This is a genomic window from Afipia sp. GW821-FHT14H12 (assembly GCF_058803465.1).
Window position 1 is genome coordinate 12027 of the sequence record NZ_JBXAOZ010000005.1, and the last position, 13935, is coordinate 25961.

General features: G+C 61.7%; 16 protein-coding genes and 1 tRNA gene. 15 read left to right on the forward strand and 2 right to left on the reverse strand.

Going from position 1 to position 13935, the window contains the following annotated elements; genetic code table 11:
• Positions 1-2: 2 nt before the first annotated feature.
• A complete protein-coding gene (gene pepT / locus AC1RNA_RS16555; protein WP_492951795.1) occupies positions 3-1256 on the reverse strand; it encodes a peptidase T in 1254 nt (417 codons plus the stop codon).
• Positions 1257-1472: 216 nt separating this feature from the next.
• The gene (locus AC1RNA_RS16560) at positions 1473-1772 is read right to left on the reverse strand and encodes an HU family DNA-binding protein (protein WP_002715618.1); all 300 of its coding nucleotides are present in this window, start codon (positions 1770-1772) and stop codon (positions 1473-1475) included.
• A 222-nt stretch (positions 1773-1994) separates the two neighbouring features.
• Between AC1RNA_RS16560 and AC1RNA_RS16565 the strand changes: the two genes are divergently transcribed.
• The 15 genes from AC1RNA_RS16565 (at position 1995) to nuoK (ending at position 13933) form a co-directional block, all read left to right on the forward strand.
• A tRNA-Asp gene (locus AC1RNA_RS16565) sits at positions 1995-2071 on the forward strand.
• Between the two features lie 212 nt (positions 2072-2283).
• Entirely contained in the window at positions 2284-2577 is a 294-nt protein-coding gene (locus AC1RNA_RS16570; RefSeq protein ID WP_048755945.1) for a hypothetical protein, read from the forward strand.
• A 194-nt stretch (positions 2578-2771) separates the two neighbouring features.
• Positions 2772-3863: a tartrate dehydrogenase gene (locus AC1RNA_RS16575; RefSeq protein ID WP_492951796.1), complete on the forward strand. Its 1092-nt coding sequence runs from the start codon at positions 2772-2774 to the stop codon at positions 3861-3863.
• 185 nt (positions 3864-4048) lie between these two features.
• Entirely contained in the window at positions 4049-4414 is a 366-nt protein-coding gene (locus AC1RNA_RS16580) for an NADH-quinone oxidoreductase subunit A (protein ID WP_002715621.1), read from the forward strand.
• A complete protein-coding gene (locus AC1RNA_RS16585) occupies positions 4411-4998 on the forward strand; it encodes a NuoB/complex I 20 kDa subunit family protein (protein ID WP_492951863.1) in 588 nt (195 codons plus the stop codon). Before AC1RNA_RS16580 ends, AC1RNA_RS16585 begins: the two co-directional genes overlap by 4 nt.
• A gap of 9 nt (positions 4999-5007) precedes the next feature.
• Positions 5008-5655, forward strand: coding sequence for an NADH-quinone oxidoreductase subunit C (locus AC1RNA_RS16590; protein ID WP_009340784.1), 648 nt, complete (start codon positions 5008-5010; stop codon positions 5653-5655).
• Positions 5652-6083 (forward strand): thioesterase family protein, encoded by a 432-nt coding sequence (locus AC1RNA_RS16595; protein WP_492951797.1) that lies wholly within the window; start codon positions 5652-5654, stop codon positions 6081-6083. Before AC1RNA_RS16590 ends, AC1RNA_RS16595 begins: the two co-directional genes overlap by 4 nt.
• Positions 6080-7297 (forward strand): NADH-quinone oxidoreductase subunit D, encoded by a 1218-nt coding sequence (locus AC1RNA_RS16600; RefSeq protein WP_009340782.1) that lies wholly within the window; start codon positions 6080-6082, stop codon positions 7295-7297. Before AC1RNA_RS16595 ends, AC1RNA_RS16600 begins: the two co-directional genes overlap by 4 nt.
• Positions 7298-7367: 70 nt before the next feature.
• Entirely contained in the window at positions 7368-8006 is a 639-nt protein-coding gene (gene nuoE / locus AC1RNA_RS16605) for an NADH-quinone oxidoreductase subunit NuoE (RefSeq protein ID WP_009340781.1), read from the forward strand.
• The gene (gene nuoF / locus AC1RNA_RS16610) at positions 8006-9331 is read left to right on the forward strand and encodes an NADH-quinone oxidoreductase subunit NuoF (RefSeq protein ID WP_492951798.1); all 1326 of its coding nucleotides are present in this window, start codon (positions 8006-8008) and stop codon (positions 9329-9331) included. Before nuoE ends, nuoF begins: the two co-directional genes overlap by 1 nt.
• 5 nt (positions 9332-9336) lie before the next feature.
• Complete coding sequence (nuoG, locus tag AC1RNA_RS16615; RefSeq protein ID WP_048756932.1) at positions 9337-11409, forward strand: NADH-quinone oxidoreductase subunit NuoG; 2073 nt, start codon at positions 9337-9339, stop codon at positions 11407-11409.
• Between the two features lie 7 nt (positions 11410-11416).
• Positions 11417-12487, forward strand: a complete 1071-nt coding sequence (gene nuoH, locus AC1RNA_RS16620) for an NADH-quinone oxidoreductase subunit NuoH (protein WP_048755951.1) — start codon at positions 11417-11419, stop codon at positions 12485-12487.
• 7 nt (positions 12488-12494) lie between these two features.
• Positions 12495-12983, forward strand: coding sequence for an NADH-quinone oxidoreductase subunit NuoI (gene nuoI / locus AC1RNA_RS16625; RefSeq protein ID WP_009340777.1), 489 nt, complete (start codon positions 12495-12497; stop codon positions 12981-12983).
• Positions 12984-12989: 6 nt separating this feature from the next.
• Positions 12990-13628 (forward strand): NADH-quinone oxidoreductase subunit J, encoded by a 639-nt coding sequence (locus AC1RNA_RS16630; protein WP_492951799.1) that lies wholly within the window; start codon positions 12990-12992, stop codon positions 13626-13628.
• The gene (gene nuoK / locus AC1RNA_RS16635) at positions 13625-13933 is read left to right on the forward strand and encodes an NADH-quinone oxidoreductase subunit NuoK (RefSeq protein WP_002715632.1); all 309 of its coding nucleotides are present in this window, start codon (positions 13625-13627) and stop codon (positions 13931-13933) included. The genes AC1RNA_RS16630 and nuoK overlap by 4 nt, the downstream gene beginning before the upstream one ends.
• Positions 13934-13935: the final 2 nt, after the last annotated feature.

Consider the following 13935-nt stretch of genomic DNA (forward strand, 5'->3'; position numbering starts at 1 on the left):
GTCTATGCCCGCTCTTCCCAGATCGCAGCGAGATGCACGATGGTGCGTACCGCGGCTTCCATGTCCTGTACGCTGACCCATTCGAGGCGCGAGTGGAAGGCGTGTTCGCCCGCGAAGATGTTGGGGCAGGGCAGCCCCATGAATGACAGCCGCGAACCGTCGGTGCCGCCGCGGATGCTGCCGCGTTCGGGCTTAAGTCCTGCGCGGCGAATCGCTTCCATGGCGTAATCCACGATCTCCGGCTGCCGATCCACGATCTCTTTCATGTTGCGATACTGCTCGCGGATATCGATACGATAGGTCGAGCGCGGAAAATCCTTCATCACCTCGGCGACGGTGCGCTCCAGCAACGCCTCCTTCTCCTTCAGTCCGGCTACGGTGAAGTCGCGCACGATGTAGTGCAGCGTCGTCTCTTCCAGCGCGCCGGTGATGCCAACCGGGTGGAGAAAACCCTCGCGGCCCTCGGTCGTCTCCGGCGTCAGGGTGTCCTGTGGCAGCTTCTCGACAATGCGTGCGGCGATCTTGATCGCGTGCTCCATTTTACCCTTGGCCATGCCGGGGTGGGCGCTGACGCCCTGAATGCGGATCGTGGCCGCGTCGGCAGAAAAGCTTTCGTCCTCGATTGAGCCCGCGCTTTCGCCGTCGATCGTGTAGGCGACATCCGCCCCGAGTTTCTTCAAATCCACCTTGTCGACGCCGCGGCCGATCTCCTCGTCGGGCGTGAACAGGATCTTGACCGTGCCGTGCTTGATCTGCGGATTGGCGAGAAGAACCTGCACCGCGTCCATGATTTCGGCGACACCTGATTTGTTGTCCGCGCCGAGCAGCGTGGTGCCGTCGGTGGTGACTATGTCGTGGCCGATCTGGGCGGCGAGGGCGGGGTGCTCAGCGAAGCGGATGATCTGCGAAGAATCCGCCGGCAGCACAATGTCGCTGCCCTGGTAGTTCTTCACGATCTGCGGCTTCACGTCCTTGCCACTGCAATCGGGCGAGGTGTCCATGTGCGAGCAGAAGCACACCACGGGCACCTTCTTGTCGGTGTTGGCCGGCAGTGTGGCGTAGACATAGCCGTGCTCATCGAGATGGGCGTCGGCGAGACCGAGGTCACGCAATTCCTGCGCGAGCAGGCGGCCGAGGTCTTTCTGCTTTTCGGTGGAGGGCGTGGCCGGCGATTCCGGATCGGACTGCGTGTCGATGCGTACGTAACGCAGAAAGCGGTCGAGAACGGTGTGATTGAATTTCATAGCGGACGTCATGCAGCCGGACCTCATACTCAGGGCACGGCATTCGATCCGCGCGTGTCGATGAAATCCATCTTGAGAAGAAGCGGGGCAGCGTCAAGGCGCGACCAACATGTTTTCAAACCAGCAGCCTTGCTCCGTGTTTCCATGACACGCGTATAAAGAAAAACGCCACCCCAAAACCGCGTATGCGGCTTCGGGATGGCGTTTGGCGAAAAAGCGAAAAGTCGCTTAGACGGCTTCCTTCAGCTCCTTGGCGGCGCGGAAGGCGACCTTCTTGCTGGCCTTGATGTGGATGGCTTCGCCGGTGGCCGGGTTGCGGCCCATGCGGGCAGCGCGCTTGCGGACCTGGAGGATGCCGAGGCCGACGATGCGGATGCGCTCACCCTTCTTGAGGTGCTTGGTGATCTTGGTGACCATATCGGTCAGGATTGCTTCAGCGGTCTTCTTCGACAGCTCGTGTTCTTCCGCGAGAGCGGCGGCAAGGTGCTTGAGCGTAACAGTCGCTGGGGTAGCTGCTTTCTTCGCCATGATGACCCTCCTCGTGGTACTTGGCTTTAAGGAACTGACTATCCCGCAAGGGTTAGTTGATTCGCCATGGATCTGACCATGATGTTTTGCCCATAAACAGGGTCTTTTTTGCATCAATGGTGGAAAAAGGTCCGGCGGATAGGGACATCTGTAATGTCCTTGACTTGGATTGTAGCCTCCTTTAAGTCCCAGCGTCTCGCGGATCGATCACATCGGCCCGCTGCGGGAGTAGCTCAGTTGGTTAGAGTGCCGGCCTGTCACGCCGGAGGTCGCGGGTTCGAGCCCCGTCTCTCGCGCCACCTTTTCAAGGACTTAGCAAAAGTCTGAAAAGGGGCATGATCCCAGATGGTTCTGGGATTTTTTGATACATCCGACTTTGCATGATGACCTGATCGGCAGCTCGGCGCGCATGCGTCGGGAACTGACGCGGCCGTGCCACGTTAGGGGGTGTGATATTTTTGTTGTTGATTCCCTCACGGGATCGCCATCGAAGCCAAAATCAGGAAACAGCATGAAGATGATGAAGTATCTCGCCCCCGCGATCTTTGCGTCGTTTGTCGCCATTGCCCCGGCGTCGGCTATGCCAACCTCCTCAACGACGGGACTGGACAGGGCGGATGTCTCATCCATCGTTCAGGTGCAGTATCACGGCCATGGACACCACCATGGCGCGCGCGGTCCGATCTACCGGCCCGGCGGCCGCTATTCGTCGGCTCCGCGCGGCTATCGCCGTTATGGTGCACGTCCGCATGACTGGCGCGCCCGGCGCTGTGTGATGGTGGGGCCAGTCTGGTTCTGCCCATAAGCGGATTGCAAAAAAAGAAAGCCCCGGCCTCGTGCCGGGGCTTTCGATTTCGGGGGCAGATTCGTGCCAGACATCGGAAGAGGGCGGAGGTGCATACCCCCTAGCACCTTATTGTTATCGCGAAGGAGCAGGGTTCGGCGCTATACCCCGCCGACCACCCCTTGCGATCCGCCCTCTGATTTCAGGAATTCCAGATGACCCAGCCTCGCTCCGGTACCAATCGCAAATACCGCCTCGCTATCATTCCCGGCGACGGGATCGGCAAGGAGGTCGTGCCGGAAGGCGTGCGGGTGCTGGAGGCGGCGGCGAAGAAATTCGGTTTTGAGCTGCAACTCGATGATTTCGATTTCGCCTCCTGCGACTACTACCAGAAGCACGGCCGGATGATGCCGGAAGATTGGAAGGAGCAGGTCATCCACCATGACGCGATCTTCTTCGGCGCAGTCGGCATGCCCGCCATTGTGCCCGACCACGTGTCGCTGTGGGGCTCGCTCATCAAATTCCGCCGCGAATTCGACCAATATGCCAACGTCCGCCCGGTACGGCTGATGCCGGGGGTGAAATCGCCGCTGACGGGCCGCAAGCCAGGTGACATCGATTTCTTCGTGGTGCGCGAGAATACGGAGGGCGAGTACTCGTCCGTTGGTGGACGGATGTATCCTGGCACCGATCGGGAGATCGTCACCCAGCAAACGGTGATGTCTCGCACCGGGGTCGACCGCATTTTGAAATATGCCTTCGAACTCGCCCGGAAGAGCCCGAAGAAGCATCTGACCTCCGCGACCAAGTCCAATGGTATCTCGATCACGATGCCGTACTGGGACGAGCGGGTGAAGGCGATGGCCAAATCCTATCCCGACGTGAAATGGGACCAATATCACATCGATATTCTGGCGGCCCATTTCGTGCTGAACCCGGACCGCTTCAACGTGGTGGTGGCCTCGAATCTGTTTGGAGACATCCTCTCCGACCTCGGCCCGGCCTGTACCGGCACCATCGGAATCGCACCCTCGGGAAGTCTCAATCCGGAGCGCCGCTTTCCGTCCCTGTTCGAGCCGGTCCATGGCTCGGCACCCGACATCGCGGGGCAGGGCGTGGCCAACCCGATTGCACAGATCTGGTCGGCGGCCCTGATGCTGGACCATTTGGGTGAAGCGGAGGCCTCCAAGGCCGTGATTGCGGCGATCGAGCGGGTGCTTTCGGAGGATAAGCTGCGGACCCGCGACCTTGGTGGCAGCGCGAACACGCAGGCCTGTGGCAAGGCCGTTGCAGCCACGCTCGGCTAGGCCGCGGATGCCTCGGGGGAAACATGAATTCGGCTTCTTCTTTGAGGCAAATCTTCGGTGTGCGCAGCGTTGCGGCTAGGCGGTATGCCTGTCTTGCCCTTACCGGTGGGCTGCGCTATTCCCCCTTCGAATTATTCCAAGGTTCGCGAATCCGCGGACATGATCGCCACAATTGAGGGTCTCCGATGGGCGGAATCTTGCAGAACTATCTGCCACTTGTGGTGTTTATCGGAGTAGCGGCCATTATCGGTCTGGCGCTGCTGGTTGCGCCGTTCCTGGTTGCCTATCAGCAGCCCGATCCGGAAAAACTGTCGGCCTACGAATGCGGCTTCAACGCCTTCGACGACGCCCGCATGAAATTCGACGTCCGCTTTTATCTGGTGGCGATTCTCTTCATCATCTTCGATCTGGAGGTCGCCTTCCTGTTCCCGTGGGCGGTGGCGTTCGGCAAGCTTGGCGCGGTCGGTTTCTGGTCGATGATGGTGTTCCTCGGCGTCCTGACCATCGGGTTCGCCTATGAGTGGAAGAAGGGTGCTCTTGAATGGGATTGAACCCGACCCCGGTGTCATCCGGCTCGCCGCAAATTTCACAGCCAGCGACGGGCGTGCTCGATCCGCGTACCGGCCAGCCGGTTGGTGCGGATGACCGCTATTTCCTCGAGATCAATCATGAGCTGTCCGACAAGGGGTTCTTCGTCGCGGCAGCCGACGATCTCATCACTTGGACGCGCACCGGCTCGCTGATGTGGATGACGTTTGGCTTGGCCTGCTGCGCGGTCGAGATGATGCAGGTGTCGATGCCGCGCTACGACGTCGAGCGCTTTGGCTTCGCGCCGCGCGCTTCGCCGCGCCAGTCCGATGTCATGATCGTCGCCGGCACGCTGACCAACAAAATGGCCCCGGCTTTGCGTAAGGTCTATGACCAGATGCCGGAGCCGCGCTATGTGATCTCGATGGGGTCGTGCGCGAACGGTGGTGGCTACTATCACTATTCCTATTCGGTGGTTCGCGGTTGCGACCGCATCGTCCCGGTGGACATCTATGTGCCGGGCTGCCCGCCGACCGCGGAGGCGCTGCTCTACGGCGTCTTGCTCCTGCAAAAGAAGATCCGCCGTACCGGAACGATTGAACGCTAAGGTTGAATGATGGACGACGCCAGACTCGACGCTCTCGGTGAGACGATTGTTGGTGCGCTGCCAGGCGCGGCGCTCGGGCATGCGGTCGAGGTTGGCGAACTCAACATTTCGGTCGATCTCTCCCGGATCATCGAGGTCGCGCGTTTTCTCAAGACCGATCCGCGCTGCCGTTTCGTCAACATCATCGACGTGACCGCAGTCGACTATCCCGGCCGCGAGAATCGCTTCGACGTGGTCTATCACTTCATGTCACCGACGCTGAATGCGCGGCTGCGGCTGCGCGGGCAGGCGAATGAGACGACGCAGGTGCCCTCGATCATCAGCGTGTTTCCCGGCTGCGACTGGTTCGAGCGTGAGACCTACGACCTCTATGGTGTGATCTTCACTGGCCATCCCGACATGCGCCGGCTGCTGACCGATTACGGCTTCGAGGGTCATCCGCTGCGCAAGGATTTCCCGACCACTGGTTTCGTCGAGGTTCGCTATGACGACCAGGAAAAGCGCGTGGTTTACGACCCGGTGCGTCTGAACCAGGAGTTCCGCAAGTTCGACTTCCTCTCGCCATGGGAAGGCGCTGACTATCTGCTGCCGGGTGACGAGAAGGCGAGTGCCGTTTCGAATCCGCCGGGCGAAGAAAAGAAGGCATCGACGCCATGAAGCCTTCGCTCACCGCCGGATCGACCCATCGCTTCACCTACCGCGTGCCGGAGAACAAGACCGTGCCGCATCTGTTTCCCGAAGCGCGCGATTTCCAGATCATGCCGCACGTCTTCGCCACAGGTTACATGGTCGGCCTGATGGAGTGGGCCTGCATGGACATGATCCGCCCTCATCTCGAGGAGGGCGAGGGCACGCTCGGCACCCTGATCAACGTCAATCACACAGCAGCCACGCCGCCCGGCCTCACCATCAACGTCGATGTCGAATGCACCGACGTGAAGGGCAAGCTGCTGCGTTTCAACGTCAAGGCCCATGACGGCGTCGATGTGATCGGCGAGGGCCGTCATGAGCGCTATGCCGTGATGTGGGACAAGTTTACGGCGCGGGTTTCCGAGAAGGCCGCGAAAGCGGGAGTAGCCGCATGAGCATCACCGAAGCCGACGCCCTGCGCGACACCCCCGGCACGCGCAATTTCACCATCAATTTCGGCCCGCAGCATCCGGCGGCGCATGGCGTGTTGCGCCTCGTGCTCGAACTCGACGGCGAGGTTGTCGAGCGTGTGGACCCGCACATTGGCCTCCTGCATCGCGGCACCGAGAAGCTGATCGAGCAGAAGACCTATCTGCAGGCGATTCCGTATTTCGATCGGCTCGATTACGTCGCGCCGATGAATCAGGAGCATGCCTTCTGCCTTGCGGCAGAAAAGCTGCTCGGCATCACCGTGCCGCGCCGCGGGCAACTGATCCGCGTGCTGTATTGCGAAATCGGCCGCATCCTTTCGCATCTTCTTAACGTCACCACGCAGGCGATGGACGTCGGCGCCCTGACGCCTCCGCTGTGGGGCTTCGAGGAACGCGAAAAGCTGATGATGTTCTATGAGCGGGCATCCGGTTCGCGCATGCATGCGGCGTTCTTCCGCATCGGCGGCGTGCATCAGGACCTGCCGCCGAAGCTGATCGACGATATCGACGCCTGGTGCGATGCCTTCCCCGAGAAGGTCGACGATCTCGAAGTGCTGCTCACCGACAACCGCATCTTCAAACAGCGCAACGTCGACATCGGCGTGGTGACGCTCGAACAGGCGTGGGAGTGGGGCTTCTCCGGCGTGATGGTGCGCGGCTCGGGCGCTGCGTGGGATCTGCGCAAGGCGCAGCCATACGAGTGCTACGCCGAAATGGATTTCGACATCCCGATCGGCAAGAACGGCGACTGCTACGATCGCTACTGCATCCGCATCGAGGAGATGCACCAGTCGGTCCGTATCATGAAGCAGTGCATCGCCAAGCTGCGCGCGCCGGACGGGCAGGGGCCTGTCGTGATCGAGGACAACAAGATCACGCCGCCGCGCCGGGGCGAGATGAAGCGCTCGATGGAAGCGCTGATCCATCATTTCAAGCTCTACACCGAAGGCGTTCACGTTCCGGCGGGCGAGGTCTACGCCGCCGTGGAAGCGCCGAAGGGCGAGTTCGGCGTCTATCTCGTCGCCGACGGCACCAACAAGCCTTACAAGTGCAAGATCCGTGCGCCGGGTTTTGCGCACCTGCAGGCAATGGACTTCATCTGCAAGGGCCATTTGCTGGCCGACGTTTCCGCCATTCTCGGCTCCCTCGACATCGTGTTCGGCGAGGTGGACCGGTGATGGCTATGCATATCTACAATTTGGGCAGGAGCTTCGCGCGCTGCGGCTCCATGACGATCGAGAGAATGTAATGTCCGTTCGGCGTTTGGCACCGAAAGAGCTACAGCCTGCGAGCTTCGTCTTTACGGACGAGAATCTCGCTTGGGCGAAGCAGCAGATTGCGAAATACCCGGAAGGGCGCCAGCAGTCGGCCGTGATCGCGATCCTGTGGCGCGCGCAGGAGCAGAACGAAGGCTGGGTGTCGGAAGCTGCAATCCGCGCGGTCGCGGACCTTCTCGGCATGGCGCATATCCGTGTCATGGAGATCGCGACCTTCTACACGATGTTCCAGCTTTCGCCGGTCGGCAAGAAAGCGCATGTCCAGGTCTGCGGCACCACGCCGTGCATGCTGCGCGGCGCGAAGGATCTGGTCGAGGTCTGCAAGCACCGCATCCATCACGATCCGTTCCACGTCTCGGCCGATGGCGACTTTTCGTGGGAAGAGGTCGAGTGCCTTGGCGCCTGCGTGAATGCGCCGATGGTGATGATCTGGAAGGATACCTACGAGGATCTGACGCCGGAGACGCTGAACAAGGTGCTGGACGGTTTTGCCTCGGGCAATCCGCCGAAACCCGGCCCGCAGATCGATCGCCAGTTTGCGGCGCCCGTCGGTGGCCCGCGCGTTCTGCAGGAAGTCGGTGACGACGCGACCAAGAAGGGCAAGAAGTGATGCTCGACGACAAGGATCGCATCTTCAAGAATCTGTACGGCCTTCATGATTGGGGGCTGGAAGGCGCGCGCCGTCGCGGCGCATGGGATGGCACCAAGGCTATCATCGACAAGGGCCGCGACTGGATCGTCAGCGAAATGAAGGCTTCGGGTCTGCGCGGCCGTGGTGGCGCGGGTTTCCCGACCGGCATGAAATGGTCGTTCATGCCAAAGGAATCCACCGACGGCCGTCCGAGCTATCTTGTCGTCAACGCCGACGAGTCCGAGCCTGGGACTTGCAAGGACCGCGAGATCATGCGGCACGATCCGCATCTGCTCGTGGAGGGCTGCCTGCTCGCGAGCTTCGCGATGGGCGCGCATGCTGCCTACATTTATATCCGCGGCGAATTCATCCGCGAGCGCGAGCATCTGCAGGCCGCCGTCGATCAGGCCTATGAGGCCAACCTGATCGGCAAGGATAACGTCCACGGCTGGCCGTTCGATCTCTACGTAACCCACGGCGCGGGCGCCTATATCTGCGGCGAAGAGACGGCACTTCTGGAAAGCCTCGAGGGCAAGAAGGGCCAGCCGCGCCTGAAGCCGCCGTTCCCAGCGAATGTCGGTCTCTACGGTTGCCCGACCACGGTGAACAACGTCGAGTCGATCGCGGTCGCGCCGGACATCCTTCGGCGTGGTGCTGCGTGGTTCGCGGCCATTGGTCGTCCGAACAATGTCGGCACCAAGCTGTTCGGCATCTCCGGTCATGTGAACACGCCGTGCGTGGTGGAAGATGCGCTCGGCATCACCTTCAAGGAATTGATCGAGAAGCACGGCGGCGGCATTCGCGGCGGCTGGGATAATCTGTTGGCGATCATTCCCGGCGGCGCATCGTGCCCACTGATCCCGGCGCATGATTGCGAAGAGCTCATCATGGATTTCGACGGCACCCGTGCGGTGAAGTCGAGCCTTGGCACCGCCGGTGTCATCGTCATGGACAAGTCCACCGACGTGGTCGCGGCGATCGCGCGCATTTCCTACTTCTTCAAGCACGAGAGCTGCGGTCAGTGCACGCCGTGCCGCGAAGGCACCGGCTGGATGTGGCGCGTGCTGACGCGCATGGTCGAAGGCCGCGCCCACAAGCGGGAGATCGACATGCTGCTGGAAGTCACCAAGCAGGTCGAAGGCCACACCATCTGCGCGCTCGGCGACGCGGCGGCATGGCCGATCCAGGGCCTGATCCGCGCCTTCCGGCCGGAGATCGAACGGCGCATCGACGACTTCACGCGCAAATCTACACTCGACGATCAGGGCATTCTTGACCCCGATCACATGGTCGCGGCGGAGTGAATGCGATGACCAAGATCCTCGTCGACGGAAAAGAAATCGATGTCCCGGCCGAGTACACGCTGTTGCAGGCGTGCGAGGCGGCGGGCGCCGAGATTCCGCGCTTCTGCTACCACGAGCGGCTCTCCATCGCCGGCAACTGCCGTATGTGCCTCGTCGAGGTCGCTGGCTCGCCGAAGCCGGTCGCAAGCTGCGCCTGGGGCGTGCGCGACTGCCGGCCGGGCCCGAACGGCGAATTGCCCTCGGTGAAAACCAAGTCGCCGATGGTGAAGAAGGCACGCGAAGGCGTGATGGAGTTCCTGCTCATCAACCATCCGCTCGATTGCCCGATCTGCGATCAGGGCGGCGAGTGCGATCTGCAGGATCAGGCGATGGGCTATGGTGTTGACACTAGCCGCTTCGCCGAGAACAAGCGCGCGGTCGAGGACAAATATCTCGGCGTGCTGGTCAAGACGGTGATGACCCGCTGCATCCAGTGCACGCGCTGCGTCCGCTTCGCCAATGAAGTGTGCGGCGTGCCGGAAATGGGCCTGATTGGCCGCGGCGAAGATGTCGAGATCACCACCTATCTCGAAAGCGCACTGACCTCCGAGTTGCAGGGCAACCTCGTGGATATCTGCCCGGTAGGCGCGCTGACCTCGAAGCCTTATGCGTTCGCCGCGCGCCCGTGGGAGCTGGGCAAGACGCAATCCGTGGACGTGATGGATGCGGTCGGCTCCGCGATCCGCGTCGATACCCGTGGCCGTGAAGTGATGCGCATCCTGCCGCGCGTCAACGAGGCGGTGAACGAGGAATGGATTTCTGACAAGACCCGTCACATCGTTGACGGTCTGCGCACTCAGCGCCTTGATCGTCCTTACATTCGTGAGAACGGCAAACTGCGTGCTGCGTCGTGGAGCGAGGCGTTTGCCGCCATCGCCGCGAAGAAGGTGCGGGGCAGCCGCATCGGCGCCATTGCGGGCGATCTCGCGGCCGTGGAAGAGATGTTCGCGCTGAAGGATCTGCTGTCGCGGCTCGGTTCGAACAACATCGCGACGCAGAATGTCGGCGCGTTCGATCCAAAGCTCGGCCGCGCGTCCTATCTGTTCAACCCGACCATTGCGGGTATCGAGGAAGCCGACGCGCTTCTCATCATCGGCGCAAATCCGCGCAAGGAAGCGCCGATCATCAACGCGCGTATCCGCAAGCGCTGGCGCACTGGCCAGATGAAGGTCGGCGTGATCGGCGAGAAGCCCGATCTGACCTATCGCTACGAACACCTCGGCGCGGGCGCCGACACCGTTGCGGAGATTGTTGCGGGCAAGCATTCGTTTGCCGACGTGCTCAAGGGCGCGAAGAAGCCGATCGTGCTGGTCGGGGCGGGCGCCTTTGGCCGCAAGGACGGCGCGGCTCTGCTGGCACAGGCCGCCTCATTGGCCTCAGGCATTGCTGCCGTGAAGGACGGCTGGAACGGTTTCGCCGTGCTGCACACAGCGGCCTCATCGGCCGGTGCGCTCGACATCGGCTTCGTGCCGGGCGAGGGCGGCCTTGATATCGAGAAGATGCTCGCTCCCGGCACGCTGGACGTTCTGGTTCTGCTCGGTGCGGACGAGGTCGAAGTGCCTGCGGGCACGTTCGTCGTCTATATCGGCACCCATGGCGACCGTGGCGCACACCGCGCCGATGTCATCCTGCCGGGCGCGGCCTACACCGAAAAGAGCGGCATCTACGTCAACACCGAAGGGCGCGTGCAGATGGCCAACCGCGCAGGCTTCCCGCCGGGCGATGCCCGCGAGGATTGGGCGGTGCTGCGTGCACTGTCGGACACGCTCGGCGAGCGGCTGCCTTACGACTCCTTGCAGCAGTTGCGGCAGGCGATGTTCAAGACCGTGCCGCACCTGATGCGTCTCGACCAGATCGAGGCGTCGGATGGAGCGGCCGCGCTGAAGGCGCTGGCTGCGCGGGGCGGTGCTGCCGACAAGGCTGCCTTCAAGAGCCCGGTTGCCGACTTCTATCTGACCAATCCGATTGCCCGTGCATCCGCGGTGATGGCCGAATGTTCGCGCCTTGCCTCCGGGCAAGTCCTTAGCGCAGCGGAGTAGTGAGCTGATGTCCGAATTCTTCGCAAGCTCTGTCTGGACGGACTTCCTCTGGCCGCTGATCGTGATGCTGGCGGAAAGCGTGCTGCTGCTCGTCGTGCTGCTGGTCGCGATCGCCTACATCCTGCTCGCCGACCGCAAGATCTGGGCGGCGGTACAGATTCGCCGTGGTCCGAACGTGGTCGGCCCATGGGGTCTTTTCCAATCCTTCGCCGATCTTCTGAAGTTCGTGCTGAAGGAGCCGACGATTCCGGATGGCGCCAACAAGGGCATCTTCCTGCTCGCGCCACTCGTCTCCTGCGTGCTGGCGCTGGCGGCCTGGGCGGTGATCCCGGTCAACCTCAATTGGGTGATTGCCGACATCAATGTCGGCATCCTCTATATCCTCGCGATCTCCTCGCTGTCGGTCTACGGCATCATCATGGCGGGCTGGTCGTCGAACTCGAAATATCCGTTCATGGCGGCGCTGCGTTCGGCGGCGCAGATGGTGTCTTATGAAGTCTCGATCGGCTTCGTCATCATCACTGTGCTTCTGTGCGTCGGTTCGCTGAATCTCACTGCGATCGTCGAGGCGCAGCACCATCGCGGACTCGCCACCATGCTCGGCGTGCCGTGGCTCAGCTTCCTGAACTGGTACTGGTTGCCGCTGCTGCCGATGTTCGTGGTATTCTACGTCTCGGCGCTTGCGGAAACCAATCGCCCGCCGTTCGATCTCGTGGAAGCGGAATCCGAACTCGTCGCGGGCTTCATGACCGAATACGGCTCGACACCGTATCTCCTGTTTATGCTCGGCGAGTACGTTGCGATCTGCACCATGTGCGCGATGGCCGCCATCCTGTTCATGGGCGGCTGGCTGCCGCCGGTCGACCTGCCGCCGTTCAACTGGGTGCCTGGTGTGATCTGGTTTACGCTCAAGGCGTTCGCGTTCTTCTTCATGATTGCGATGGCGAAGGCGATCGTGCCGCGCTACCGCTACGATCAGTTGATGCGGCTCGGCTGGAAGGTGTTCCTGCCGCTGTCGCTGGCGATGGTCGTAATTGTTGCAGGCGTCCTGCAGTTTGCCCAATGGGCGCCGAAGTGAGGGCATCATGGGAATAGCATCAGCCGTCAACTCGCTTCTGCTCAAGGAATTCGCCGCCGCCTTCGTGGTGACGATGCGCTACTTCTTCAAGCCGAAGCCGACCGTGAACTATCCGTTCGAGAAGAACCCGATCTCGCCGCGCTTCCGCGGCGAGCATGCGCTGCGCCGTTATCCGAACGGCGAGGAGCGATGCATCGCCTGCAAGCTGTGCGAGGCAATCTGCCCGGCGCAGGCCATCACCATCGAGGCGGGGCCGCGCCGCAACGACGGCACGCGCCGCACCGTGCGCTATGACATCGACATGGTGAAGTGCATCTATTGCGGCCTGTGCCAGGAAGCCTGCCCGGTGGATGCCATTGTCGAGGGACCGAACTTTGAGTTCGCCACCGAGACGCGCGAAGAACTCTACTACGACAAGGCCCGATTGCTCGCGAACGGCGACCGCTGGGAACGCGAGATTGCCAAGAACATCGAACAAGACGCGCCGTACAGGTAACGCCTCATGATCCTTCCCGCGCTGTTCTTTTATCTCTTTGCCGGCGTCTGCGTCGCCTCGGCCGTGATGGTCGTGACCGCGCGCAACCCGGTGCATTCGGTGCTGTTCCTGATCCTGACCTTCGTTAACGCGGCGGGACTGTTCGTGCTCCTGAACGCCGAATTCCTCGCGATGATCCTGATCGTGGTCTATGTCGGCGCGGTCGCGGTTCTGTTCCTGTTCGTCATCATGATGCTGGACGTGGACTTCGCCGAACTGCGGCAGGGCTTTATCGAGTATCTGCCGGTGGGCCTGCTGATTGGCGCGATCTTCCTCGCCGAACTGCTGCTGGTCGCGGGCGGCTGGGTGCTGAGCCCGAATGTCGCGCATTCGATCACTGCGCCGATCCCGACGACCGTTACCAACACCGAGGCCATCGGCCTCGTGCTCTACACGCGCTACATCCATTACTTCCAGCTCGCGGGCCTCGTGCTGCTGGTGGCGATGATCGGCGCCATCGTGCTGACGCTGCGTCACAAGCCGAGCGTCAAGCGGCAGAACATCAGCGCCCAGAATGCGCGCGGCAAGGCGACCGCGATGGCGGTGCGTCAGGTGCCATCGGGGCAGGGGCTGCAGGACGCCGACGCCGGGGAGTGGGTGAAATGACGATCGGTCTTGGGCATTATCTGGCTGTCGCCGCGATCCTGTTCACGCTCGGGATTCTCGGCATCTTCCTCAACCGGAAGAACGTCATCATCATCCTGATGTCGGTCGAGTTGATCCTTTTGTCGGTCAACATCAACCTCGTGTCGTTCTCGAGCTTCCTCCATGACATCGTCGGTCAGGTGTTCGCGCTGCTGGTTCTTACGGTGGCAGCGGCCGAGGCGGCGATTGGCCTTGCGATCCTCGTCGTTTACTTCCGCAACCGCGGCTCCATCGCAGTCGAAGACATCAACCTGATGAAGGGCTGACA